The organism is Carnobacterium mobile DSM 4848 (assembly GCF_000744825.1).
In the GTDB taxonomy this organism is placed as follows: domain Bacteria; phylum Bacillota; class Bacilli; order Lactobacillales; family Carnobacteriaceae; genus Carnobacterium_A; species Carnobacterium_A mobile.
This window is the reverse complement of sequence record NZ_JQMR01000001.1, coordinates 2259019-2284220: the sequence shown is the minus strand read 5'-3', so window position 1 is coordinate 2284220 and position 25202 is coordinate 2259019. Positions and strand designations below refer to the sequence as shown.

Here is a 25202-nt window from a genome sequence, read left to right as displayed (position 1 = left end):
CACCTGCTCTATCTTTATTTTTCGAAATTAATCAAACGCGTCCATCCCAAACATATCCTTGATTTACTAGCTTGTAGTCTTGCAGTAATTTTTCCGAGTCAAAAACTACGCCGTGCAAGGCTCCGCCATAAACGGCACCGCCATCAATCCCGATTTTATTATCTTGTATCCATAAATCAGTTGTTTTATTGTCTCCGTAAAGAGCAGGAGTAAGTGTATGGCCAAAAACAATTGTCTTTCCTGTCTTATTCTTCATCGTATGAAACGGCTCGCGAATCCAAACGAAATCTCTTGGGTTTGTCTTTTTCCAATCTTTCTTAGATAAATCTACACCTGCATGCACAAACACAAAATCTCCCCATTCAAAATACAACGGTAAGTTTTTTAACCGTTCTTTTAAAGTAGGGTAATGACTGATCATCAGCATAGCAATTTCAGTCGGAGAGTACTCATCATTTAACCCAGGATGCAAAAAGGTTTCTAAAGTCTGCATGCCGCCATTTAGTAGATACAAATCGTAATTATCTTCTGGATGTTCTAGAAAATCCAGAAGCATTTCTTCGTGATTGCCTTTCAGCCAAATCGCGCCTTTTTCTTCAACTAATTCATTAGCCAATACAAAACAAGCTTTTGGATTCTCTCCGCGGTCACCCAAGTCTCCAATCAATAGCAATTGCTGAGTAGCTTCATTCCAATGTGTCAGCATTTCTTGAAAAAGATTGATCTGTCCATGAACATCGCCAATTGCAAATAGTTCTTTTTTCATACTGATCTCCTCATTTCAGCTTTTTTATAGATGCATACTACTTTCTAACTTTCTTTAACTATACACTTTTTAGCAAAAAAACTGAATTATTTGCTCACGAACCAAAAGTATTCCTCTATTTTTACATCTAAGTTTTCCTGCTAGACGTTGCGTACTAAAACCGTTATACTGAATAAATGACATCATGTCATACTGATGATTCATCAGTTGGATCAAAACCAGATAAGAAAGGAAGATTTACCATATGAATACAAAAAAAGCAATTGGTATTCTGGCAGCCTTGATTGTAGTAGGTTTCATTGGCTACAGTATTTTCGGCACTTCTGCTAAAGAAGAAGCTATTTCAGTCAGAACCGGAAAAACAGCAAATGAGACAATCGTTGAAACTCTTTCAACTACAGGAACTTTAGAAGCTGAACAAACACAAGAAATCTTTGGGCAAGGTCTTGTTACTGAGGTCGATGTAGCTGTCGGAGATCAAGTAGAAGAAAACGATCGGCTAGTTCTTTATCAAGACGGAACAGCACAAACAGCTAATTTTGACGGAACTGTAACCAATGTCAACGTTGTCTCTGATGAAGCCGATTTAAGTGCACAGACCGGCGAAGCAGCTATTACATTAGCTGACTTAAGTGATTTAAAAGTAACTGTCCAATTAACTAAGTCTGATGCCCCATTAGTTAAAAAAGATCAAGCCGTTACCCTATCTAATGGTTCAGAAACTTATTCAGGAAAAGTAACCCATATTGATCCAGTCGCTACGACTATTATGAGTCAAACCGGAAATACCACTGCATTAGCTGCTACTATCGGATTCGATACCCCACCTAAGGATGTATTTGCCGGATTTGATATTGACGCTGAAATTACCACTAATACAGCTGAAAATGCTATCGCTTTGCCTATTGAAGCCTTGCTTTATAACGATAAAAACAAACCATTTGTCTACGTTATCGAAAAGGGAACAGCACGTGCACAATTGATCGACATTGGCATCCAATCTGATACCAAAGTTGAAGTGAAAGATGGCTTAACTGCCGATCAAACTGTCATCTTATCTCCTGATGAAAAAATCAAAGATGGCGTTTCAGTATCAGCAAAATAGAAAGGCGGCAAAGCGATGATTGAATTAAAAAATATCGTCAAAACGTATCAAACAGGAGATGAAAAACTTGTGGCGTTAGATAATATCTCCTTGACCATTGGAAAAGGCGAGTTTACTTCTATTATGGGCCCCAGCGGATCTGGAAAATCAACAATGATGAATATATTAGGTTTATTGGATCATTTTGATTCAGGAACTTATTTTTTAAACGGAGAGAATGTCAGCAACTTAAGTGATAATCAAGGCGCTCATGTCCGAAACAAAGAAATTGGTTTTGTTTTTCAATCCTTTAACTTAATGCCTCGAATGACGATCCTAGAAAATGTAGAATTGCCTATGGTTTATGCAGGTGTCCCCGCTAAAGAACGTAAACAGCGGGCTTTAAAAGCACTAGAACGTGTGGGGTTAAGTGATCGAGTAAAGCACAAACCAAACGAAATCTCAGGTGGTCAAAAACAGCGAGTAGCTATTGCCCGCGCTATTGTGAACGAACCTTCTGTTCTAATGGCAGATGAGCCTACCGGTAATTTAGATTCTAAGACGACTATTGATATATTGCGTATATTTCAAGAATTAAATGCTGAAGGAACGACTATTGTAATGGTCACACACGAACCGGAAGTCGCCATTTATACTAAACGCATTGTGTCGTTTTTTGATGGAACTCTCCAAGATGATCGTCTCCAAAAGCCAAAAATGTTATAGAAAGGAGCCAAATCTTTGAATATTAAAGAAAATTTTAAAATGGCCATTGACAGTATTTTCGCAAATAAAATGCGTTCTTTCTTGACCATGCTGGGAATCATCATCGGGATCGCAGCCGTTATTGCTATCTTAGCTGTTGGTAATGGAGCTACTTCTGAAATCACTGGGACATTTGATGATTTAGGCGCTTCGACTATTTCTGTGTCATTGAGTGATGAAGCTTCTAGCAGCGATGCCTTTACGGATGAAGATCTTAAAGCTTTAAAAGCGTCCATTCCGGCTATCACCCATATTTCTCCTGACAAAACTATTCGTGCATCTGCAAAATCTGAATTTGAGACCCGTACTGCTCTAGCATTAAGCGGAACTCCTGATATGCAGTATACAAATCAAACAATGGATAGTACGTTGGTTTACGGGCGCTATTTCAATCAGACAGATTATCAAGATGCTAAAAATGTAGCCGTGGTCAGTGAAGATACCGCAAAAGCCTTGTTTAATGAACGGACAAATGTAGTCGGTGAAACGCTGCAACTCAGCGGAGAAGCCGGAAACAATTTACGCTTAATGATCGTTGGTGTTGTAAAAGGAACATTTGAAGATTTGCAAGGATCATTTGATCTTAGCCAAATGCCGATTTATTTAGCGGTACCTTTAACAACGATGGAGAAACTAAATCCAGAAGCCACTACAATGGATAGCTTAACTGTTCAAGTAACTGATAAAGAAGCTATCGGACCAGTTTCAACTCAAATCGTGCGTTTATTGGAAACACGTCATAATTCTTTAGGAAAAGATTATTATACTGCTACTAACTTTTTACAAGCTTTAGACCAAGTAAATTCTGTCTTAAGTTTGTTTGTTAATTTCATTGCTGCAGTTGCTGCAATCGCCTTATTAGTTGGCGGCATTGGAGTAATGAATATTATGTTAGTTTCCGTTACAGAACGTACCCGTGAAATTGGAACCCGTAAAGCGCTTGGTGCGACTACTGGAACCATTTTGATGCAATTCTTAATGGAATCGATTATTTTAAGTTTGATTGGTGGTATCATCGGACTGGTATTGGGTATTCTATTGGCAAATGGAGTAGCCGGAGCTTTAAATATTGTTCCAAATATCACGCTCACTTCGGTTGTTCTAGTCTTGCTTTTCTCTACTGCTGTAGGTGTATTTTTTGGCATCTACCCTGCACGAAAAGCTGCAAAATTGGATCCAATTGAAGCACTTAGATACGAATAATTAAAAAGCTGAAGTTCCTCTTTTAAAAGAGGAACTTCAGCTTTTTAGTTTTTATTACATATCTGATTTAACGATCGCTTCGTCATCATTAAACATCGCTGCATCAAAACGTTTGATTCGTTTTGATGAAATAATTCCAGCTAAGATGCTGTCATTTACATTTAACAATGTCCGAGCCATATCAATGACCGGTTCAACCGAAATAACTAAACCGACAATAGCTACCGGCAAGTCCAAAGCTCCTAAAACGATCAAAGCAGCAAATGTTGCTCCGCCGCCGACTCCGGCAACGCCAAATGAACTAATCGTGACAACAGCTACGATCGTCAAAATATAGGTTGGGCTGAAAAGATCGATTCCCATCGTTGGCGCAACGATTGCCGCCAACATAGCAGGGTAAACTCCCGCACAACCATTTTGTCCGATCGACATACCGAATGTGCCAGAAAAGTTTGCCGAAGCATCATCAACACCTAAAGCTTTGGTTTGCGTTTCAATATTCAACGGCAAAGCACCGGCACTTGAACGTGAAGTAAAGGCGAAGCTTAAAACAGTCCACGTTTTCTTCAAGTATTGGACTGGACTTACTTTCACACCCAATAAAATCAACATATGAATTAAGAACATCACAATAATGGCCGCATAAGAAGCTACTACAAATTTTCCTAGATTCAATAAAGCATTAAAATCACTTGTTGCTAAAGCTTTTGTCATTAATGCAAAAACCCCATATGGTGTTAACCTTAATACCAATGTCACGATCCGCATAACGATGGCATATAAACTCTTGATGATTTTTTCAAAAAAAGCGCCGTTTTCTGGGTCTTTTTTATTTACCCCTAGATAAGCAACTCCTACGAAAGCTGAAAAGATGACAACTGCGATGGTACTTGTTGAACGAGAATTGGATAAGTCGGCAAAAACATTCGATGGAATGAAGTTTACTACTTGTTCTGGAATAGATAAGTCCGCTACTGCTTCTTGACGCTCATCCAACGCTGCAATCTGTGCCGTTTCAGCCTCTCCTTGGACAAATTCTGCTCCGTCCAAATTAAACAACATCACACTGGAAATCCCGACTAAAGCTGCAATAGCAGTCGTCGCTAGCAATGTCGTTAAAACTGTGATACTGATTTTCCCTAAGTCTTTGGTACCTTCAATTTTTGTGAAAGCTCCTACGATTGAGACAAAAATCAGCGGCATAATGAGCATTTGTAAAAAGCGCACATACCCTGTTCCGACAATATTGATCCACTCAATGGCTCCTGTTGTAACGTCTCCTGTGGCTCCAAAAAGCAATTGAAGCAGAGCTCCAAATACAATCCCTGAACCTAGAGCGATAAAAACACGTGTTGAAAATTTAACGTGTTTCTTTTGCAGACGCCAAAAACTATAAATGACAGCTACAAATAAAAATAATGCAATAACAATATAAAGATTTGTCATAGTGATCCTCCCTTTATTTTGCCTTCCTATGACTGGGAAAGCTGGTGTATCATAAGATTAAAGGTCTCAGACGAACATTTTTTCCGGATGTACATCCTAAAAATGAGGAATAAATAGTCAAATTTAGTGATGCTTTATTTTACTTTATTTTAGTAAGAAGTTCAACTGAAAATGTTTTTCACTCCTGCTCGATCTGTTAAAAAAAGAAGCATATACAAGACTTATCGTCTTATATGCTTCTTTTTTTTGGTTCTATTATTTTTAGTGTTGGTAAGAAGAATGAGTCTATTCCACAACTTGAAATTTTCGGAGAAATAGCGGCTCCTTGTAGCCATGTAAAGGATTCTTAAAAACGAAGCACTGTGGGCATGCGCCCAAGTGTATCATGTCTGTAAAACTGCTGAAGCAGCAACAGCCATGACAAGGCTTGAAAGGCTGGAGACATGTAAGGCTCCAGTCGTTCCCATGGCTCTTGCAAGCAGACGCGTAAATTCCGGAGGAAATTTCATTATTAAGCATGACCAACACAATTCGATAAAGAACCGTTTTTTATGGCTGTTTTGTTAGATAAAATTTATTTTTTAAATGTCCGAATACCTAATTTAATGATTTCAACTAACGGAATAATTGAAAATGAAGCGCCTAAAACAATCAGCCATTGATGCCAATCCAGATGGCTCACTTTAAAGGCATCATTCAACCCGGGAACTACTACTACTGCTGCCAATAAAGCGCCTGAAGTGAGTATGGCTAAATTAAACATTTTATTTTTAAAGATACCAACTGTAAACAGAGATTTCTCAACTGATTTCACATTAAATGAATGGAACAATTGCAGCATGCCTAATGTAACGAATGCCATTGTTAAAGCGTCCATATGGATCAATTCGTTATTTCCTACATGGACTGGATAGTGTGTGGCCCACCAGTAAACAAATAACGTGATACCGCCTTCGAGGATTCCTTGATAGATGACTGCTCCCAGCACTCCATTCGAAAAGAAAGTCGCTTTCTTGCCGCGCGGCGGTTTTTTCATACTGTCGGCCTCAGCCGGTTCCAATCCCAAAGCAATCGCCGGGAAAGTATCCGTCACTAAATTGATCCATAAGATATGAACTGGCGCCAAAATGCTCCACCCTAAAAGAGTGGCAATAAACAAGGTTAAAACTTCGCCTAAGTTCGCAGACAATAGGTATTGAATCGATTTTTGGATATTTGAAAAAACTTTTCTTCCTTCTTCAACGGCGACAACAATCGTTGAAAAGTTATCATCGGCTAAAACCATGTCGCTTGCCCCTTTTGATACTTCTGTTCCAGTGATTCCCATCCCAATACCAATATCGGCGGTTTTCAATGCCGGGGCATCATTCACTCCGTCACCTGTCATAGCAACGATTTTACCGGCTTTTTGCCAAGCTTTAACGATTCTAACTTTATGCTGCGGAGAAACTCGAGCATAAACAGAAAAGTCTTTTACTTGAGTGGCAAAATCTTCATCACTGATCTCATTCAATTCAGCTCCAGTAATCACACCGTGTTTTTGTCCTTCTTCTAAGATACCTAGTCTTTTAGCAATGGCTTCTGCTGTATCGCGGTGATCTCCAGTGATCATGATTGGCCGGATACCTGCTTCGCGTGCTACTTTTACAGCTTCTTTAGCTTCTGCACGTTCCGGATCGATCATACCAGTCATTCCAGCAAAAACTAAATCTTGTTCCACACTTTCTGAAGTAACCTCATTCGGCATTTGGTCTACAACTTTATAGGCCATCATTAAGACACGCAGTGCTTGTGTAGCTAGATGATGATTCGTTTCTAGTATGGCTTGTCGTGTTTGTTCATCCATCGGCTCAACTGTATGATGGGCATCGACTTTTGTACACCTTTTTAACAATTCATCCGGTGCACCTTTGACAGCAACCAAAAACTTACCATCGGATTGCTTATGGATCGTTGTCATCAATTTCCGTTCTGAATCAAATGGAATTTCTGCTACCCGCGGTTCTTTTGCTAATTGTGCTTGAACATCGACTCCTTTATCAAGAGCAAATTGAATCAATGCTGTTTCAGTCGGATCACCGATCAATGTTCCGTCACCAGCTATTTGTGTATCGTTAGCATAGACCATTGAGCGCAATGTTGGCGAAGTTATATCAAAATCTGCTTTGTTATCTTCTAATTGTCCGTTGACGTACATCTTTTCAACAGTCATTTTATTCATCGTCAGCGTTCCCGTTTTATCCGAACAGATAATGTCTGTGCTGCCTAATGTTTCGACTGCCGGCAATTTCCGGACAAGAGCTTTCCGTTTAGCCATTTTCTGTGTTCCTAAAGCGAGAATAATTGTAACGATTGCTGGCAGTCCTTCAGGAATAGCCGCAACTGCCAATGAAATAGAAGTCAACAGCATATCCAGCCATTCTCTTCCATTCAGCATACCGACAACAAACATGACCCCAGCGATCACTAAGATAGCGACAGTTAAGTATTTGCCTAATCGGTTTAAGTTTTCTTGCAGCGGTGTCATGGTTTCTTCTGTTGAAGCCAGCATAAGAGCTATTTGTCCGACTTCCGTATCCATGCCAGTCCCAACAACTACGCCTTCTCCTCGCCCATACGTAACGTTGCTATTCATGTAAGCCATATTTGTACGGTCGCCGATTCCCGCTTTAGCATCTTCCACAATCGTCAGTTCTTTGTCTACAGGAACGGATTCTCCCGTCAGTCCTGACTCTTCTATCTGCAAAGAAGCTATTTCAATCAAACGCAAATCAGCGGGTACAATGTTTCCAGCTTCTAATAAGACGATATCTCCAGGAACCAGCTGGTCGCTTTTTAACGAAATTACGGCTCCGTCTCTTCTTACACGAGCTTCAGGCGACGACATTTCCCTCAGCGCGTTAATGGCTTCTTCAGCTTTTGCTTCTTGGAACACTCCTAAAACAGCATTCAATACCACTACTACAAGAATAATAATAGAGTCTGTTACATCTCCAAAAATACCAGAAATCAATGCAGCTGCCAGTAAAACAATAATCATGAAGTCTTTAAATTGTTCTAGAAACTTCATCAATAAACTTTTGCTTTTCCCTTCATCTAATTGGTTGGATCCATATTCAGCAAGCCTTTTTTCTGCTTCTTGAGAAGTCAAACCCTCCTTAGATGACTGCATATGTTTCAATACAGTTGATTCACTTTGTGTAAAAAAAGTTTCTTTCAGCTGTTCTTTTTTTGCATTGTCCTTATCCATGACTCTAACCTTCCTTCCATAAGTAAAAAACTAGTGCGTTATAATGCCATTATTAAGTTGATTATATCTTGCTATTGTAAGCAAAGCAAAGAATTTGATGAGTTGCTCTCGTTATTTTTTTAGCACTTTTCAACGGTCGTTGATTTTTCGTCTTCGTTTTGAAATAAAGGCTGATAACGGTAGGTTGTTAGATCGATTGTCCCAGACGTCATAAAATGTATTCCTTCAGCCATTAATTTCTCTTTCTGAGTGAACTTCCCTTCCGGATCAGTCAATCCAATTTCTCCTTTAGCATTGATCACTCGATGCCAAGGCAGATCGTGCTTTTTACTCATAGAATGCAATATCCTGACAACTTGACGTGCACCTCTTGGGCTACCGGCGAGTGCTGCTACTTGTCCATAAGTCATTACTTTTCCGGCTGGAATGTGCTTCAAAATGCAAAGAACCTGTTCGGTGAAAGGCGTCATCTTTTTATCTCCTCTTTCTTTTTCTAATTTCCGAGAGACAAGACGGGCTTACTAGACAGTGAATGAAAAAAATTATCATGCCCTATGTTAAAATAAAACTGCCTCCACAGCTTTCAGTTTACCATGTTCTGAAGGCAGTGAAGACAGTGAGATTCTATTTTTTAAAAATCATTAAATAAAGGCTAAGACGATGAAGTTTAAAATAAACAAACCAGTAGAGATCCATAAAACAGGATGAATTTCATAGGTTTTATTTTTAGCTACTTTTACAATAACAAAAAAAATAAAACCAGCTGCAATTCCATAAGAAATACTGTAAGCCAATCCCATAAAAATGGAAGTGAAAAATGCTGGAATCGCTTCTTCTAAATCATCCCATTTGATTTCCAAGAATGAAGACATCATCATGATACCGACAATAATCAGCGAAGGCGCAGTGGCTTGTGTAGGAACGATCGCGATAAGAGAAGAGAAAAAACTAGCTAACAAGAAAAGAACCGCTACCACCACACTAGTCAAGCCGGTCCGTCCGCCTGCTCCAATTCCAGCTGCGCTTTCAACAAACGTAGTCGTATTAGAAGTCCCAAAAATTGCCCCTACAGAAGTTGCAATCGCATCTGCAAACAAAGCTTTATCCATTTTTGATTTGACACCTGAACTATTGTCTAAAGCTGCTTCATCTTCTGCAGTAAAAATTCCTGTTTTACGTCCTGTTCCAATAAATGTCCCGATCGTATCAAAAATATCCGATAAACTGAAAGCAAAAATCGTCATCAATACTAATGGCAAACGAGTAACATCTGAGAATAGCGCCTGCATACCTTCTGATCCGAATGCAGCGCCAAACGTTACTGTTAACTCAGAAAAAGCATTTCCTAATGAATTATCAGGATCCGAGATGGCAGATAAATCTACAATCCCCATCGGAATACCGATCAGTGTCGTAGCAATGATTCCAATCAAAACTGCCCCTCGGACATTTAAAACAATCAATACCACTGTGATGATCAAGCCAATCAAAGCCAATAAAGTACCCTTACTAGTGAAATCTACTAGTCCCGGAACGATGCCGCCATCTGTTACCACGCTTGTAATGCCGCCTTCATAAGTAGTCGCTGCAGCATCAAAAGAAGCATTATTGACAGATTGGATATTTGGAGTCTCAGAAGTAAACTTTAGAAAACCTGCATTTTTAATGCCGATATACGCAACGAATACCCCGATCCCTCCGCCAATCGCATGTTGGATTAATTCGGGAATCGATTTGATGATCAATTTTCGTATTTTTGTTACCGTAATAAAAATATTAAATAGTCCACAAATAAAGACCATTGCTAAGGCTTCTTGCCAAGTAAAACCTAAAGCAAAAACGACTGTATATGTAAAAAAAGCATTCAATCCCATACCGGGAGCTTGGGCATAAGGGACATTTGCAAAAAGTCCCATAACCAATGTACCGATTGCAGATGCAATCAGTGTAGCTAAAAAGACAGCTTGTGAAGGCATGCCCGTTAACGATAAAATTGCGGGGTTAACAAATATAATATAGGACATCGCAAAAAAAGTAGTGACACCTGCCATGACTTCTGTTGAAACAGTTGTTTCGTTTTCTTTCAATTTAAAAAAATTTTCCATCTTTTCTATTCCCACCCTATTTATATTTGAAAAGAAATACAAAAAGAAATGGAGCTTCTTTATCTAGTATAATCAGCTTTATGAGAGGATAACGCTCATGAAGATAGAATAAGAGGTTAACTACTGGTACAATTACAAAAAACAGTTGGCACTCTGCCAACCGTTCCGGCTCGACTAATGATGGACAAACAAAAAAAGCGCTTATCCTACTAATAGTCGGAACATTTACGGTGTCCGGTAGAAACTTAAAGCCCATATCGCTTAATTATATTAGAGTATATTCCTTTATCTTCATCAGTATAAATGATTTTTTTGATAAACACAATGAATAAATTAACTATTTACTTTTTTTATAATTAATCGTTCGTGTTTAATTGGATTTAGCAGTAGCATAACGTGTCTAAGTACTACTTATGAGTTTTTTTACTTGAAGTTTCTTTTTTTGGTAAACTGATCCAAATACTTTTAATGGAAGTGATAATAATGTTCATTATCCCTAGCGGAAAACCTAAAATTTGGGATAAAAATCCAGAGATAAAAACAGTTCCGGCCAACGAAGCCTATACAGGAACTTTTCACAAGCTTTGTCGACAATATGTAGAACAGTTCGGACTTGAGTATGTGATACTCTCTCCTTTCTATGGCTTTTTAAGGCCAAGTGATGCAGTTCCTCATACCTATGATGTCCGTTTCACCTTAAAAGGTGTGAATGCAAACACGATTCAATTGGAAACGTTGAAAAAACAATGGCAAAGTTTAGCTGTAAAAGAAACTGCCATCACTGTCCTAGGTGGTAAAAAATTTGTTTTCTTAATGAACTCTATTGTGAGCGAGGAAACTACTCTTTCGTTTCCTTTAATTAATCGAGGCGGCATCGGTATGATGCAGCAAGCTTTGAAAGAAGGTATCCAAAGACAGCAGCCTCTTCTATAATAATCCATCTAGTTAAAGAAAGATTATTTTTCTAGGAACGCTAAACCTATATCCTACAAAGTAGTTTTTCCACAGTTCACCTTAAAAGTTATCCACTGAAATTTGTGGATAACTAAACTTTTTTGTGAAATAGCTCTTATTATTCAAGCCTATTCTTTCTGCACTTTAGGATCATTCAGTTTAATCACAGCTTATGCACAGAGTTACCCACAAATTGTGTACAACTATAAGAGAGGTTATTGTAGTTGATTTTTTAGAGGTCAGCGTTTTGTTATCGTTTTAGGGACAGTCCTTGTATAATGAAACTATGAAAGAAAATAAGAGAGGAGAATTTTATATGGAATGGGATCAAGTCAAAGGATACGATCAATTGGATGAAAATCAAATCGAACGACTCAGTCTGGTTTATGCACGACACATGGAGACTTTAAGTGACCCCTCAGTATATGCCAAAGAAAATGTACGCGAAATCAAACGCAACCAAGAACAACATTCATTAGCTCTTTATTTTAAAAATGGAGATGTGATCAACTATACCCCTGAAGGTGAATGGTTTAAATCTGTCTGATGCTCTTTGAAGAATGGAGCAAAAGAATTCTCGATGCTCTTCTTTAATCAAATCAAGACGAATCCATCTGTTTTTGCGATTGTTTGTCTCGTTTTAGCACTGTCGGGACAAACACAACTTGTTTTAATGATTGTTTGTCCCATTTTAGCACTTTCGGGACAAACACAACTTGTTTCAATGATTGTTTGTCCCATTTTGGCGCTTTCGAGACAAACAAAGCTTGTTTTTGCGATTGTTTGTCCCGTTTTGGCACTTTCGGGACAAACACAACTTGTTTTTGCGATTGTTTGTCCCATTTTGGCGCTTTCGAGACAAACACAACCTGTTTTAATGATTGTTTGCCCCGTCGTCGCCTATGCACAAAAATAAATAAGCTCTCTGCTTTAGATAAGAAGCTTGTTCGAACAAAAAAAAGCAGATCCAAAAGTTAAAAATAGTAAAAAACGTAGGAAGTTGCCAAATTAATCATTTTTGGCACTTTCTACGTTTTTCCTATCTTTTCCTAATGGAGCGGTGTGACCCAGACACTTGGCAATTTAGATAATTTTCAGCAGTGCGCAGCATGCTTTTGCTTGCAAATCTCTAAAATTGCGGTGTGTCTATCAGGGTCACTCCGCATCAGGTTTCTTTGAGCTGCAAATGCTAGGCATTCGGAAAATAGACAAAATTGTCCTCAAGGCTTCCAGCCTTTTGCGGAAATTTCACAGAAGGTCACTACATTTCTCTCTCTTAAATCTCTGTAAGAATGATACATTCAACAGAGACTAAGTAATTTTCTGTCATGCCTGTTCAGCATTTTTCGCATCTGGTTATTTCATGGTTACGAATTCTTCTGCTCCGGTCGGGTGGATAGCTACTGTGTCATCGAAATCAGCTTTCGTTGCTCCCATTTTGATAGCTACTGCAAATCCTTGCAGCATTTCGTCCATACCGGCGCCCATTCCATGCAAACCGATAACTTTTTCTTCCGGACCACAACAAACCAATTTCATATAAGTCTTTTGTCGGTTTTCAGTAATGGAACTGTGCATGGCTGTAAAGCGTGTTTCATACGTTTTGATTTGCGCTTGGCCATATTGATCAATAGCTTGTTCTTCTGTCATTCCGACCGTACCGATTGGCGGATGGGTAAAGACAACTGTTGGGACGTTATTGTAATCCAAATGCTCCATCGGTTTATTGTTAAATAAGCGTTCAGATAAACGTCTCCCGGCTGCAATTGCAACAGGAGTCAATTCAATATGTCCTGTAACATCGCCGATAGCGTAAATTCCTTTGACAGATGTGTTTTGGAATTCATCTACTTTAACATAACCTCCATCATTTACAGCCACATCTGTCGCTGCCAAATTCAAATTGCTTGTATTAGGTTCCCGTCCGATCGCCCAAATAATAGCATCGGTTTCGTGTGCTGTTCCGTCTTCTAAATGAAGAGTCAAACTGCCGTCTTCATTCTTTTCAACTTTTTCGGGGACCGCGTACGTATGCAAAGTCGCGCCTTCTCGTTCCATTGTTTCAACTAATCCTTCTACGATGATGGAATCAAAGTTGCGTAAAGGAGCATGTTGGCGAACAAATAAGTGGGTATCTGATCCTAATCCATGTAAAACGCCTGCTAATTCTACTGCAATATACCCGGCTCCTACTACAGCTGTCCGTTTCGGCAACTCCGTCATTTCAAAGAACCCATCTGAATCTAATCCATATTCAGCACCTGGAATATCTGGGAACACCGGTTTTCCGCCGGTAGCAATCAAGATATGATCAGCTGTATACTGTTCCCCGTTCACTTCAACGGTTTTATTGTCTACAAACTTAGCATATCCATGAACGAAATCTACTTCGTTACTGTCTAAACCTTTTTGGTAACTGCCGTGCAGACGTTCAATAAACGTTTCTCTGTTTTGAACTAATTTGGCAAAATTTAAATTTTTTGATGGAATATCAATACCGTAACCTGGTGCATACAAATTCATTTCATCCATCATTTGTGCTCCATGCCACATAATTTTCTTAGGCACGCACCCTACATTCACACAGGTACCGCCGATGACATTTCCTTCTATTAAAACGCCTTTGGCTCCATGCATTCCTGCACGGTTGATTGAAGCGATCCCGCCGCTTCCGCCACCAATAGCAATATAATCATATTGTTTCGCCATTTTTTCTCCTACTTTCTTTCGAGTACTGATTCAAGTATAGTGAGTTTACTAGTAAAAAGAAAGCTAAAAATCTGAAGGCTTCAGCCTACTCTTCAAGTTTCCGAACAGGAACTTTCCAACTATAAACAAAAGACAAAATTCGAAGGATGGTAAAAACCATAAAAATAATGTAAAGATGCGTGGTCGTAGTGGCCCATCTCATTCCGATGATCAACCCAATCAAAAATACCCACAAGCCATAAACCACTTCGCCTAAAACAATGGGTTGACGGTAGGCAAGCAAATCACGCAAAACTCCGCCGCCGGTTGCTGTCAAAAGCGCAGAAACAACAACTGCTCCGACAGGCAAATCTAACTTTACTGCTGTCATAGATCCTTGAATCGAAAATGCTATCAAACCAATTGCATCAAAAAAATTTCCCCACAGTTCTTTGCTTTTCAAAAAAGGCTTAGGCAGCAACACGATCAATGTAATCATTGCGATTGAAATATAAAATAATTTATTTTGATTCCATAGCTGATAATCAGGTGCATCAATCAACGTGTTGCGGATAGCTCCGCCGCCAAAAGCAGTTAAAATACCAAATAAATAAACGCCGAATATATCATATTTTTTTTCCATTGCAATCAAACCGCCTTGCAATGAAAACGAAATCGTCCCTATTATGGTAAATATCTCCCAAGCACCCATTACTTTCTCTCTCCATTCTATAGTAAAAACAATAGCATAACTTCTCTCTTATCTCACTATTATCAAACAGTCGATGTTTTTTTGCAATTCAGTTGCTCGACTTCTAGTCTAACGATAAAAAGAACCTTGGAAAGGAAAGCAAAACTTTCTAAAACTATCCTATTTTCATGTATACTAGAGTCAACTGATTTAAAAAGATAAGGCAGGAGGAATACTTTTGGAAAAAGATAAAAAATTTTATTGGACTTTATTTTCATCTACTCTCACGCTAAGTGCCTTCACTTTTGGCGGAGGGTACGTAATCGTTCCATTGATGCAGAAACGTTTTGTCAAAGAATTAAATTGGATCGATGAAGAAGAAATGATGGATTTGGTAGCCATTGGACAATCCGCTCCGGGCCCAATCGCAGTAAATGCTTCTATCATCGTCGGGTATCGCATGGCCGGTATTCCAGGAGCATTTTTAGCTACCTTAGGAACGATTTTGCCTCCGTTAGCTATTATTACAGTCATTTCTTACTTCTATATTGCTTTTCGAGAAAATCCTATCATCAATGCTTTGTTATTTGGTATGCAAGCTGGTGTAGCTGCCGTCATTGTTGATGTCGTTATCAATATGGGGTCGACTATTGTCAAAGGCAAGCAATGGCTGCCGATCGTTGTCATGTTTTTGGCTTTCATAGCAACCGCCGTTTTTGATGTTAATATCGTGTTGATCTTGTTTGTTTGTGGATTGATTGGGGCTTATACGACATACCGATCCAACTTATTATTAAATAAGGAGGATAAATAATATGATTTACCTACAGTTATTTTGGAGCTTTTTCCAAGTAGGCTTACTTAGTTTTGGAGGAGGCTATGCAGCTCTCCCTTTGATCCAAGAACAAGTTTTAGAAGTCCACCCTTGGTTGTCTTCGACTGAATTTATTGATATTTTGACAATCTCACAGATGACTCCTGGCCCAATCGCAATTAACACCGCCACCTTTGTCGGCACAAAAATAGCAGGACTCCCTGGAGCTTTAGTTGCTACTTTAGGCTGCGTCACGCCATCTGCTGTCATCGTCCTAGCTTTAGCTACTCTTTACTATAAATACAAAGGCTTGAGTATGGTCCAAGGAATCATTAAAGGCTTGCGTCCTGCTGTCGTTGCGTTGATCGCTTCGGCGGGATTGTCTATTTTATTGACCGCCTTTTTCAATAAAGAAGCATTCCCAGTCGATATCGCTGATTTAAGCTGGGTCTCTGCAGGGATCTTTATTTTAAGTTTATTCATTTTAAGGAAATTTAAGTTAAATCCGATTTACGTGATGGTTTTTGCCGGTGCTTTAGGTATAGTGTTTAGTCTATTTACTTAATTTTTTTAAAAATAAAACTAGAAAGCTTGTTTATCTTTTTTAGATAAACAGGTTTTTTAATGTAAAAATGTAACATCAACAGCATTATTCCTAATCATTTTGATCATATGACTGAAAGTGCTCTTTATTTATGTTTCTTAATGTACTATCTTTTGGATCGGCAGCTTTATTCGAAAGAATAGAAAATTCTCCTGATGCTTCTATAACAACTCCCAATACATCACTCATTGAAGCAAACCCTTTGGAACGTACTGCTTGTAAAATTTCTTCTTCCGAAACCCGTTCTTTTTTCATTGCTTCAAAATCAAATACTCCTTCATAAAACAGCAACGTTGGCTCTGATGTTACTACTTTATCAGCAAACTTGAAATGGATTGTTAATTTTTTAAGAATATACTGCAGTAAAACTAAAATAACTAAAGCCAAAATTCCATCAATCAATGTCAAATCTTTGCTAGTTAGTATTGTAGCTAAGATGGAACCTAGGGCAATTGTCACTACAAAATCAAAAGCGTTCATTTTAGATAAAGTTCGTTTCCCGAAAATGCGTAACACAACAATCAACAATAAATAAGCTAACGTGCCTACTACTGCAATTCTCGAAATGGTGCTCCAATCACTAAAAAACATCTTCATATAATTTCTCTCCTTTATAAAAATCAGTTAGTCTCTTTCCTTTTACTTTACTTTTTTAAAATCTTTATTACAACTGACAGAACTTGAAGCTATGCGTTTGACCAACTAGATAGTTTTCATTTAAGAAACGTAAGCCAAGACTTATGCTATTCATTCCTACTTAATACTTTTTTACTTTCTAAGTCTTTAGTATTTTAAAAAAGGCTTTCAGTGGTACTTTAGTGAACTTCCTATTATAATAAAAGAATAATGAAGGTTCTTAAGAAACCACTCAACCTTCACTGGAGGAGGTTCGTAGGTATGTTTGAATTAGACTATTTTGAAATTACCGGACGCATGATCGCAGCTGTTATTTTTGGGAGTATTATCGGCTATGAACGTGAAACGCGCGGACATAACGCTGGTCTTCGGACTCACATTCTGGTTGCTGTCGGTTCAGCTTTAATTGCTTTGATCCAGACACAAGCCACTTATACTACTATTAAAATGGCTTTAGTCAATCCAGAACTGCTGCAGATCCTCAACACAGATATTACGCGGATGACAGCTCAAATTGTCAGCGGCATCGGGTTTCTAGGTGCTGGAACCATCATTGTGACTAAAAGAAGCGTGACGGGATTGACCACTGCGGCTTCTATCTGGGCCGTTGCAGGACTTGGGATTGCTGTTGGCATGGGGTATTATTTTATTGCTGTCACAGGTTGTATCATTATTCTAGCAACTTTGCGGCTGATCAAAAGGTTTTTCCGGATAGAAGATCTAAAAAAAATCGAGATTCATTACCATCACCGGGAAGAAACTCGAAAAGAAATCAAAAAATATTTTGATGAAAAGGACATTCAATTAGTTGATTTAGAATATTCGGTTGACTTAAAGGAACCTTCATCCCCTCTTTACTTGAATCTCTATACGGTTAGCTTGCCAGAAAAAATCGACTCCACTACTGTCATAGAAGATTTGTCCAATTTAGACAACATTATTCGGATCCATACCATTAAAGACCGCTAAAGATCCGGTAAACTGCAATGCTGTGTATGCTTTTCTGGCTGTAGTTTTGATTTTTTGAAAAATACTGCCTTTTTATTTTTTATGAACGAGTCATTCGCCTTTGTTTTTGTCGTTATCTATCTTTATACATAAAAAAACATTCTTTTAAGTAAGAATGTTTTTTTGTTGAAAATTTCAGTTTTACTCTATTTTGCTCTTACACGAATCTCGTTCAATGATTTTATGCGGTAAAATAACTTTCATTGCTATTGTTTGTCTGCCTTCAATGAATTCAACCAATTTCTCCACTACTTGACTGCTCAAGTAGTCGATATGGACATCGATAGAAGTCAAGGCTGGTTGGATCATTTCGGCAAAAATAGAATTATTGAAACTGATGATCGAAATATCATTTGGAACTGATAATCCGATATCTTTCAATAAATGTGTCAGACTCATGGCTACTATATCATCGCTCGCCACTACTGCTGTTGGGTGTTCGTCAGCCAGAAATAACGAAGCCAGCTGCTGCTTATGCTCTGTGTCTTTAAAAGCTTCTGCCACAATATAAGTTGGGTCATTGACTATATTCGCTGCCGAAAGGGCCTGCTGGTAACCAGATAGCCGTTCAGCTGTAACCATTTCATCTATATCGCTGCAAATATAAGCAATTTTTTGATGATTTAATCCAATCAAATAATTTGCTGCATCTTTTCCTGCTAGTTGGTTATCGTTATCAACATATAAGATTTCATTTTCATACTGATACGGTTTTCCAATAATGGCGTAATGCAAATTCTCTTGGTGCAGATAATCGATCACTTGGTCTTCTTTTTTAGAATACAAGACGATAAAACCGTCTGCCCGACCGCCTTTTGCCATCATTCGGATACTTTCCAGTAATTCTTCTTCCGTTGTTCCTGAAGCGACCGCCACCATGTATTTTTTCTCATTACAGGTCTTGCTGATGCCGCGGATCATTTCTAAGAAGAAAGGATTTTGAAAGGCCACCCCGTCAGATACAGGCAGAACAACTCCAATCGTTCGAGTATTTTTATTTACCAAGCCTCGTGCTGCCAAATTAGGTTGATACCCAAGTTCTTTCATTATTAAGCGAACTTTTTTTTTCGTTTTTTCGCTAATACTGGGATGATCTTGAATCGTTCGCGAAACAGTTGAAGTCGCCACACCTGCTTTTTTTGCAACATCTTTAATCGTAATCGCCATCTGCTCACTCCCTCAACCTCTATTGTCTTTGTTTCTTTCTCTTATCATAAGTTAGAAACTAGTGACTGGCAAGCCTTTTCAAGCAGAAAAATGATACGTTGTTTGTGAAAAGTACCGTTCCCCGGGTTTCAGAACGATCGATTGAAAATGAGGATGATGAACAGCATCCGGCAGCTCTTGGGTTTCTAAAGCAATTCCCAGATGACTGCACATTTTTTTGCCCATCACCAGATAGTCTTCATCCATTCCTGTTGTTGAGAAAACAACGACTGCTTCTCGAGTCGTACGAATCGCTACTTTCCGGCCGCTTTCCGGTTCGATCAGCCGTATGTATCCTGTCGTCAACTTAAAAGGTGTATCATAACCAGCAGGCTGTTTTTTCAATGCTTCGCGCATAAAAATAGGCTTCCGGAAATCATAAGGTGTTCCATCAACTGGGTACAACCTTCCCGTTGGACATTTGTCAGCACCAACTTCAGCATAAACATCACTGGAAATTTGTAGTTTATGGTCTAAAATAGTTCGTTTTACTGTCCCGCTCAAGTTGAAATACGTGTGATTCGTTGGGTTAAACAATGTCGCTGCATCCGTTTCTGCTTGAATGACCATATCCCAAACAGCATTCTCAGTCCATCGATAAGTTACTTTTACTGTTACATTTCCGGGATACCCATTGTCTCCTGCTGGACTTGTATGAGTAAAAATAATATCGATAAAATCAGCAGCTTCATTCACTTCAGCATCCCATCCAATTTGACTGAAATTGGATTGTCCTCCATGAATATGATGCGGTCCTTCATTTTGAGTCAATTGATGTATTCCCCATGCGCCATTTTTGATCCGTCCTGCTACACGTCCGACTAGCGCACCAAAATAAGGCGAGTCCTGAATGTACTCTTCGAGTGTGTCAAAACCTAACACGACGTTTTCATAGTTTCCGTTACGATCAGGTACCTCAATACCGGTCACGACTGCTCCGTAATTTAAACACCGAAAAATGGCCCCTTTAGTAGTTGTCAGTTGGTATTCTGTTATTTCTTGATCGCCTATCCAACCGAATCGCCGTTTATTGAACTCCAACAGACTCAGCCCAGACAGCGGTCAACAAATCTACAGTCAACTCATTCGTCGAAGCAACGACTTTAGCAGCCGCGCCCAACGTTGTTTCATCTCCAACAGCTATTGCTGCCATACCGGCACTATTGATGGATTGAACTCCTGCCGCTGCATCTTCGATTCCGATGCATTCTTGAACCGACACATTCAATTGCTCAGCCCCTGTTTCAAATATTTCCGGATGAGGTTTTCCGGCGGATAATTTAGCCGGATCCACGATTGTATCAAATAATTCTTCAAGTCCTAACTTTTCTAAAATAACGGGACCATTTTGGCTCGCTGAAGCCAATCCCAACAAAACGCCTTTTTCTTTTAGTTCATCTAATAGCGTTTTGATTCCAGGCAAGATATCTTTAGCAGACATTTGCTCGATCATTTTTTTGTAGACCTCATTTTTCTTCGTTGCCAATGCCTCTTTTTCTGCAACTGTAAACTGTTCTTCCAAGCCGCCTTTAGCTAAGATCAAAGCTAAAGACTCTGTACGGCTGATGCCCTTCAGTTGTTCATTAAAGGCTTCATCCAATTCAATTCCTAATTCTGCACCTAGCTTCTTCCATGCTTGATAATGGTAATCAGCTGTGTCTGTCAAGATACCGTCTAAATCAAATAATACAGCTTTCATCTTTTCTCCACCTTCCTATCCTACTGTACTGCTACTTTTGCAGCTTTTGTTGTGCAACTGTATTGGCTAGTCAACAAAATAGTTTCTTCGTAGATTTTCATCTCTAACGGATCACCGGTCACTAATTCAATCGTTGTAGCGGTTTGGGTCACAGTGATTTTCAATAAACGTCCTCGGTAATTGATGTGGAATTCATAATGAGTCCAGTTTGTCGGCAATAATGGAGCAAACGCTAATGTTTCATTCGCTGTGCGCATACCCGCAAAGCCCTCTACGATCGTTAACCAGCTGCCGGTCATTGATGTAATGTGCAGCCCATCTTCTGTATCGTTATTGTAGTTGTCTAGATCCAATCGAGCTGTGCGGCCATACAATTCAACCGCTTTGTCCATTCGGTGTAAATCTGCTGCCAAAATCGCATGGATACTTGGTGAAAGACTCGATTCATGAACGGTCATCGGTTCATAGAAATCGAAATTTCGTTGTTTTTCTTCTTGAGAAAACTCTTCTTTAAAGAAATAAATCCCTTGCAAGACATCGGCTTGTTTGATAAAAGGCGAACATAAGATTTTATCCCACGACCAATTTTGACTCAAAGGCAACTCGCTTGGAGCTAGCTCAGTAACCGGACGCAATTCTTTGTCCATAAAAGTATCGTGCTGGATAAAGACACCTTTTTCAGCATCATACGGATAATACATTTTTTCAATAATGGCTTTCCATTCTTTTACTTCAGCTTTCGTTACATTTAAGGTCTCTTTTTTGTTTGGTGCTTTTTCTAAAGCTGCCAGGGTGTAGTTCAGTGTCCAAACCGCAATCGTGTTTGTGTACCAATTGTTATTGACATTGTTTTCATATTCATTAGGACCAGTGACTCCATGCATCATATATTGATCTTTTCCTTGATGATAATGGACACGGTCTGCCCAGAACCGGCTGATTCCAATCAAAACATCCAGCCCTTTATCTATCAAATAACTTTCATCGCCGGTATAATTTGTATAATTGTAAATAGCATAAGCCATCGCTCCGTTGCGGTGAATTTCCTCGAATGTGATTTCCCATTCGTTGTGGCATTCAACTCCAGTGAACGTTACCATTGGGTAAAGTGCTCCGTTTAACCCTTGTTGGCGCGCGTTGTGTTCAGCTTGCGGCAATTGATTGTGGCGATAAGTCAGTAAATTTTTAGTCACTTGTTGATCGGTCAACGCTAAGTACAATGGGACAGCATACGCTTCTGTATCCCAGTACGTTGCTCCACCATATTTTTCACCTGTAAAGCCTTTCGGACCAATGTTTAAACGCTCATCTTCACCATAGTAGGTTGAGAATAATTGGAACAGATTGTAGCGAATCCCTTGTTGCGCAGCACTATCGCCTCCAATGACCACATCCGCTTTCTCCCAACGCTCTTGCCATAAGTCAGCGTGCTGTTTTCTCAATTCTGCAAAAGAGATAGAATCCAAATCAGCACACATCGCCTGGCTGCGCGTTCCTACTTCTTCTTTTGAACTATCCCGTGAAGTCGTCAAAATAATCAACTTTTCAATAGACACTTGTTCGCCTACTGCTAGTTTTCCAACGAACTCTTCATTGACACACATATCCGATACAGTATCGCAAATTTTTTCAACGCCAACGGTACGATTTAACATCGTTGCAGCTACTGTAAACTGCTCGATCCCAAAATCATTTGGTTTTGTTTCAACAATCAACGTGTTTTTCATTGCCGTTACCGGTAGCCAGAACTTTTCTTCGTAATTTGAATCTTCATTTGTCACGTTGCCGTCTAGACCTGGCACAAAACGTAAGTCAACGGCTTCATTCAAACTCGTCACATTCATTCGAATCGCACACAATTCTTTTTGAGCCAGACTTACAAATCGTTCAACTTCAACTTGTACTTGCTTTCCGTTCTTCTCAACGATGTAACGGCGCGATAAAATTCCCGTCTGCATATCAAGCTCCATTTCAAATTCATGAATGGTGTCGCTATATAGATCTACTGGCTCTCCATCTATAAACAAATCCAATTGGATAAAGTTCATGGAGTTGATGACTTTACCAAAATAATCGGGATAACCGTTCTTCCACCAGCCGACACGCGTTTTATCTGGATACCAAACGCCAGCTAAGTAGCTGCCTTGATGATGGTCTCCTGAATAGCGCTCTTCAAAGTTCCCTCGCATCCCCATATAACCGTTTCCAATACTGGTCAAACTTTCTTGTAATCTCCTTTGTTCTTTATCCAATGTTTGGGTTTTGATTTTCCATTCATCTAATTCAAATAATCGTTTGTTTTCCATTTTCTTCCTCCTCGAACTGCTTTATTCGTATACCTTAAACTGTACAGCAGACTTTTTAATGTTCTACCGCAATCATAAACGCAAACGATTGCGTTGTCAATTTCGATTCAGTTCAAATTTTATCCCTATTCGCCTTTGAATACTATAGAGAGAAGTTTTAAACACTGCAATTTAACAAGCAAAACTGTTACCGGTAACAACTTCTTTATTTCGTTCTCTTAATCGGAAATCGCTTGCAACTTCATTTTAAAGCACTTATACTTAAAGCAATCGTTTGCATTAATTAACTTATTTAAGGAGATGAACAAAAATGAAAAAAATGTTTTCATTTGATTTTTGGCAAAAACTCGGAAAGGCTTTAATGGTTGTGATTGCTGTTATGCCTGCTGCAGGCTTAATGATCAGTATCGGTAAAATGATCGTCATGTTTGGAGGCGATATTCAATTATTATCCGTCATAGGAAATGTGATGGAAAGTTTAGGTTGGGGTGTCATTGGTAATTTACATATTCTTTTTGCCGCTGCTATCGGGGGCTCTTGGGCTAAAGAACGGGCTGGCGGAGCATTTGCAGCCTTGTTAGCTTTTATTTTGATCAATGTCACTACTGGTTCTATTTTTGGTATCTCGTCAGAAATGCTGGTTACTGAAGGTGCCACGACCAAAACCTTATTTGGCTCAGAAATATTAGTCGATGGCTACTTTACGTCTGTTCTTGGTGCCCCGGCTTTAAACATGGGTGTTTTTGTTGGAATTATTTCAGGTTTTGTTGGAGCAATTGTTTTTAACAAATACTACAACTACCGGAAATTACCGGAAGCTCTTTCCTTTTTTAACGGAAAACGCTTTGTTCCTTTCGTAGTCATCTTATGGTCTGTGATCGTTTCTATCGGCTTAGCGCTTGTTTGGCCAGTGGTTCAAACAGGGATCAACAATTTTGGTCAATGGATCGCAACTTCTGCTGATACCGCTCCTGTTTTAGCACCATTCGTTTATGGAACATTAGAACGTCTCTTGCTGCCTTTTGGATTACATCATATGTTGACCATTCCAGTGAATTATACAGCTCTCGGCGGAACATATACGATTTTAACAGGTGCTAATGCCGGCTCTCAAGTATTCGGCCAAGATCCATTATGGTTGGCTTGGGTAAGCGATTTAGTCAATTTAAAAAATAGCGGAGATATGACTGCCTATAATGATTTATTAACGTCTATTATCCCTGCTCGTTTCAAAGTTGGACAAATGATTGGCGCCAGCGGAACTTTAATGGGTGTAGCTTTGGCTATGTATCGCCGAACAGATGTCGATAAACGCAAAAAATATAAATCTATCTTTTTTTCAGCAGCTATTGCAGTCTTCTTAACAGGAGTTACTGAACCGCTTGAATTCATGTTCATGTTTGCAGCACCTCTCTTATACGTTGTTTATGCAGTGCTTCAAGGAATGTCTTTTGCTTTAGCTGACCTTATTCCTTTACGCGTTCATTCGTTTGGAAACTTAGAATTCCTAACTCGCGTACCGATGTCGGTCAACGCTGGATTAACATGGGACGTCATCAATTTTGTCCTTAGCAGTATCGTTTTCTTTGGACTTGCTTATTTTGTTTCTTACTACTTGATTGGCCGTTTCAAAATTGCCACACCTGGTCGTTTAGGCAACTATATTGATGAATCTTCGACTGAAGAAGCTGTTGATTCAGCTGCCGTTTCAACAGGAAAAACTGTTCCAGCGGCAAGTGCACAAGTCCAAGACATCATCACTCTTTTAGGAGGTCCGACAAATATTTCTGATGTCGATGCTTGTATGACTCGTTTACGAGTTACAGTAAAAGACCCAGCAATCGTTGGCGATGAATCTGCTTGGAAAAAACTAGGCGCTTTAGGACTAATCAAAAAAAATAACGGTATCCAAGCTGTGTACGGTCCGAAAGCGGACGTCTTGAAATCAGATATCCTGGATGCTTTAGGAGAATAAAT

Annotated in this window: 22 protein-coding genes and 1 riboswitch; of the genes, 9 read left to right on the top strand and 13 right to left on the bottom strand. The window is 39.2% G+C overall.

Going from position 1 to position 25202, the window contains the following annotated elements; all coding sequences use genetic code 11:
* Positions 1–31: 31 nt before the first annotated feature.
* Entirely contained in the window at positions 32–766 is a 735-nt protein-coding gene (locus BR87_RS10880; RefSeq protein WP_035032072.1) for a metallophosphoesterase, read from the bottom strand.
* Between the two features lie 244 nt (positions 767–1010).
* Here BR87_RS10880 and BR87_RS10875 point away from each other — a divergent pair, with 244 nt between their 5' ends.
* The 3 genes from BR87_RS10875 to BR87_RS10865 are packed head-to-tail and all read left to right on the top strand — an operon-like array spanning position 1011 to position 3818.
* Positions 1011–1871, top strand: a complete 861-nt coding sequence (locus tag BR87_RS10875) for an efflux RND transporter periplasmic adaptor subunit (protein WP_035032069.1) — start codon at positions 1011–1013, stop codon at positions 1869–1871.
* Positions 1872–1886: 15 nt separating this feature from the next.
* On the top strand, positions 1887–2576 hold the full coding sequence (locus BR87_RS10870) for an ABC transporter ATP-binding protein (protein ID WP_035032066.1): 690 nt from the start codon (positions 1887–1889) through the stop codon (positions 2574–2576).
* A gap of 15 nt (positions 2577–2591) precedes the next feature.
* Complete coding sequence (locus tag BR87_RS10865; protein ID WP_035032063.1) at positions 2592–3818, top strand: ABC transporter permease; 1227 nt, start codon at positions 2592–2594, stop codon at positions 3816–3818.
* A 54-nt stretch (positions 3819–3872) separates the two neighbouring features.
* Here the strand turns inward: BR87_RS10865 and BR87_RS10860 are convergent, their stop codons facing one another.
* From BR87_RS10860 to BR87_RS10845, 4 genes are all read right to left on the bottom strand, one after another.
* Positions 3873–5264: an L-cystine transporter gene (locus BR87_RS10860; RefSeq protein ID WP_035032060.1), complete on the bottom strand. Its 1392-nt coding sequence runs from the start codon at positions 5262–5264 to the stop codon at positions 3873–3875.
* 574 nt (positions 5265–5838) lie between these two features.
* The gene (locus BR87_RS10855; protein WP_035032057.1) at positions 5839–8514 is read right to left on the bottom strand and encodes a cation-translocating P-type ATPase; all 2676 of its coding nucleotides are present in this window, start codon (positions 8512–8514) and stop codon (positions 5839–5841) included.
* 119 nt (positions 8515–8633) lie between these two features.
* Positions 8634–8984 (bottom strand): MGMT family protein, encoded by a 351-nt coding sequence (locus BR87_RS10850; protein ID WP_035032054.1) that lies wholly within the window; start codon positions 8982–8984, stop codon positions 8634–8636.
* Positions 8985–9155: 171 nt separating this feature from the next.
* Positions 9156–10619 carry an NCS2 family permease gene (locus tag BR87_RS10845; protein ID WP_035032052.1) on the bottom strand — a complete coding sequence of 488 codons (1464 nt, stop codon included), beginning with the start codon at positions 10617–10619 and terminating at the stop codon, positions 9156–9158.
* Between the two features lie 193 nt (positions 10620–10812).
* A riboswitch (purine riboswitch) is annotated at positions 10813–10912 on the bottom strand.
* Positions 10913–11102: 190 nt separating this feature from the next.
* On the opposite strand from BR87_RS10845, the gene BR87_RS10840 reads away from it, so the two are divergent.
* A complete protein-coding gene (locus tag BR87_RS10840) occupies positions 11103–11552 on the top strand; it encodes a DUF6884 domain-containing protein (RefSeq protein WP_035032050.1) in 450 nt (149 codons plus the stop codon).
* 337 nt (positions 11553–11889) lie between these two features.
* Entirely contained in the window at positions 11890–12120 is a 231-nt protein-coding gene (locus BR87_RS10835) for a hypothetical protein (protein ID WP_035032048.1), read from the top strand.
* 47 nt (positions 12121–12167) lie between these two features.
* Here the strand turns inward: BR87_RS10835 and BR87_RS10830 are convergent, their stop codons facing one another.
* From BR87_RS10830 to BR87_RS10820, 3 genes are all read right to left on the bottom strand, one after another.
* Positions 12168–12416 carry a hypothetical protein gene (locus tag BR87_RS10830; RefSeq protein WP_156959117.1) on the bottom strand — a complete coding sequence of 83 codons (249 nt, stop codon included), beginning with the start codon at positions 12414–12416 and terminating at the stop codon, positions 12168–12170.
* Positions 12417–12929: 513 nt separating this feature from the next.
* Positions 12930–14282 carry a glutathione-disulfide reductase gene (gene gorA, locus BR87_RS10825; protein ID WP_035032044.1) on the bottom strand — a complete coding sequence of 451 codons (1353 nt, stop codon included), beginning with the start codon at positions 14280–14282 and terminating at the stop codon, positions 12930–12932.
* An 85-nt stretch (positions 14283–14367) separates the two neighbouring features.
* Entirely contained in the window at positions 14368–14973 is a 606-nt protein-coding gene (locus tag BR87_RS10820; RefSeq protein ID WP_035032042.1) for a trimeric intracellular cation channel family protein, read from the bottom strand.
* 217 nt (positions 14974–15190) lie between these two features.
* Here BR87_RS10820 and BR87_RS10815 point away from each other — a divergent pair, with 217 nt between their 5' ends.
* Entirely contained in the window at positions 15191–15766 is a 576-nt protein-coding gene (locus BR87_RS10815; RefSeq protein ID WP_035032040.1) for a chromate transporter, read from the top strand.
* 1 nt (position 15767) lies between these two features.
* Positions 15768–16331 carry a chromate transporter gene (locus BR87_RS10810; RefSeq protein WP_035032039.1) on the top strand — a complete coding sequence of 188 codons (564 nt, stop codon included), beginning with the start codon at positions 15768–15770 and terminating at the stop codon, positions 16329–16331.
* Between the two features lie 90 nt (positions 16332–16421).
* Here the strand turns inward: BR87_RS10810 and BR87_RS10805 are convergent, their stop codons facing one another.
* A complete protein-coding gene (locus BR87_RS10805; RefSeq protein ID WP_051929842.1) occupies positions 16422–16967 on the bottom strand; it encodes a DUF421 domain-containing protein in 546 nt (181 codons plus the stop codon).
* A gap of 300 nt (positions 16968–17267) precedes the next feature.
* Between BR87_RS10805 and BR87_RS10800 the strand changes: the two genes are divergently transcribed.
* Positions 17268–17975 (top strand): MgtC/SapB family protein, encoded by a 708-nt coding sequence (locus BR87_RS10800; protein ID WP_035032036.1) that lies wholly within the window; start codon positions 17268–17270, stop codon positions 17973–17975.
* Positions 17976–18155: 180 nt separating this feature from the next.
* Here BR87_RS10800 and BR87_RS10795 read toward each other — a convergent pair whose 3' ends face one another.
* The 4 genes from BR87_RS10795 to BR87_RS10780 all read right to left on the bottom strand — a co-directional run bounded on the left by BR87_RS10795 (position 18156) and on the right by BR87_RS10780 (position 23225).
* Positions 18156–19181, bottom strand: coding sequence for a LacI family DNA-binding transcriptional regulator (locus BR87_RS10795; RefSeq protein WP_035032034.1), 1026 nt, complete (start codon positions 19179–19181; stop codon positions 18156–18158).
* A 78-nt stretch (positions 19182–19259) separates the two neighbouring features.
* Positions 19260–20261: an aldose epimerase family protein gene (locus BR87_RS10790; protein WP_035032032.1), complete on the bottom strand. Its 1002-nt coding sequence runs from the start codon at positions 20259–20261 to the stop codon at positions 19260–19262.
* Positions 20248–20919 (bottom strand): beta-phosphoglucomutase, encoded by a 672-nt coding sequence (gene pgmB, locus BR87_RS10785; protein ID WP_035032030.1) that lies wholly within the window; start codon positions 20917–20919, stop codon positions 20248–20250. The genes BR87_RS10790 and pgmB overlap by 14 nt, the downstream gene beginning before the upstream one ends.
* A gap of 20 nt (positions 20920–20939) precedes the next feature.
* Positions 20940–23225 carry a glycoside hydrolase family 65 protein gene (locus tag BR87_RS10780; protein ID WP_035032028.1) on the bottom strand — a complete coding sequence of 762 codons (2286 nt, stop codon included), beginning with the start codon at positions 23223–23225 and terminating at the stop codon, positions 20940–20942.
* Between the two features lie 310 nt (positions 23226–23535).
* On the opposite strand from BR87_RS10780, the gene BR87_RS10775 reads away from it, so the two are divergent.
* The gene (locus tag BR87_RS10775) at positions 23536–25200 is read left to right on the top strand and encodes a PTS transporter subunit IIBC (RefSeq protein ID WP_035032026.1); all 1665 of its coding nucleotides are present in this window, start codon (positions 23536–23538) and stop codon (positions 25198–25200) included.
* The last annotated feature ends 2 nt before the right edge of the window (positions 25201–25202 follow it).

Excerpts from the sequence above, each read along its gene's own strand:
- BR87_RS10880 (WP_035032072.1), bottom strand. The coding sequence starts at position 766 with ATGAAAAAAGAACTATTTGCAATTGGCGATGTTCATGGACAGATCAAT.
- BR87_RS10875 (WP_035032069.1), top strand. The coding sequence starts at position 1,011 with ATGAATACAAAAAAAGCAATTGGTATTCTGGCAGCCTTGATTGTAGTA.
- BR87_RS10870 (WP_035032066.1), top strand. The coding sequence starts at position 1,887 with ATGATTGAATTAAAAAATATCGTCAAAACGTATCAAACAGGAGATGAA.
- BR87_RS10860 (WP_035032060.1), bottom strand. The coding sequence starts at position 5,264 with ATGACAAATCTTTATATTGTTATTGCATTATTTTTATTTGTAGCTGTC.
- BR87_RS10855 (WP_035032057.1), bottom strand. The coding sequence starts at position 8,514 with ATGGATAAGGACAATGCAAAAAAAGAACAGCTGAAAGAAACTTTTTTT.
- BR87_RS10850 (WP_035032054.1), bottom strand. The coding sequence starts at position 8,984 with ATGACGCCTTTCACCGAACAGGTTCTTTGCATTTTGAAGCACATTCCA.
- BR87_RS10845 (WP_035032052.1), bottom strand. The coding sequence starts at position 10,619 with ATGGAAAATTTTTTTAAATTGAAAGAAAACGAAACAACTGTTTCAACA.
- BR87_RS10840 (WP_035032050.1), top strand. The coding sequence starts at position 11,103 with ATGTTCATTATCCCTAGCGGAAAACCTAAAATTTGGGATAAAAATCCA.
- BR87_RS10835 (WP_035032048.1), top strand. The coding sequence starts at position 11,890 with ATGGAATGGGATCAAGTCAAAGGATACGATCAATTGGATGAAAATCAA.
- BR87_RS10830 (WP_156959117.1), bottom strand. The coding sequence starts at position 12,416 with ATGGGACAAACAATCGCAAAAACAAGTTGTGTTTGTCCCGAAAGTGCC.
- gorA (WP_035032044.1), bottom strand. The coding sequence starts at position 14,282 with ATGGCGAAACAATATGATTATATTGCTATTGGTGGCGGAAGCGGCGGG.
- BR87_RS10820 (WP_035032042.1), bottom strand. The coding sequence starts at position 14,973 with ATGGGTGCTTGGGAGATATTTACCATAATAGGGACGATTTCGTTTTCA.
- BR87_RS10810 (WP_035032039.1), top strand. The coding sequence starts at position 15,768 with ATGATTTACCTACAGTTATTTTGGAGCTTTTTCCAAGTAGGCTTACTT.
- BR87_RS10805 (WP_051929842.1), bottom strand. The coding sequence starts at position 16,967 with ATGAAGATGTTTTTTAGTGATTGGAGCACCATTTCGAGAATTGCAGTA.
- BR87_RS10800 (WP_035032036.1), top strand. The coding sequence starts at position 17,268 with ATGTTTGAATTAGACTATTTTGAAATTACCGGACGCATGATCGCAGCT.
- BR87_RS10795 (WP_035032034.1), bottom strand. The coding sequence starts at position 19,181 with ATGGCGATTACGATTAAAGATGTTGCAAAAAAAGCAGGTGTGGCGACT.
- pgmB (WP_035032030.1), bottom strand. The coding sequence starts at position 20,919 with ATGAAAGCTGTATTATTTGATTTAGACGGTATCTTGACAGACACAGCT.
- BR87_RS10780 (WP_035032028.1), bottom strand. The coding sequence starts at position 23,225 with ATGGAAAACAAACGATTATTTGAATTAGATGAATGGAAAATCAAAACC.
- BR87_RS10775 (WP_035032026.1), top strand. The coding sequence starts at position 23,536 with ATGAAAAAAATGTTTTCATTTGATTTTTGGCAAAAACTCGGAAAGGCT.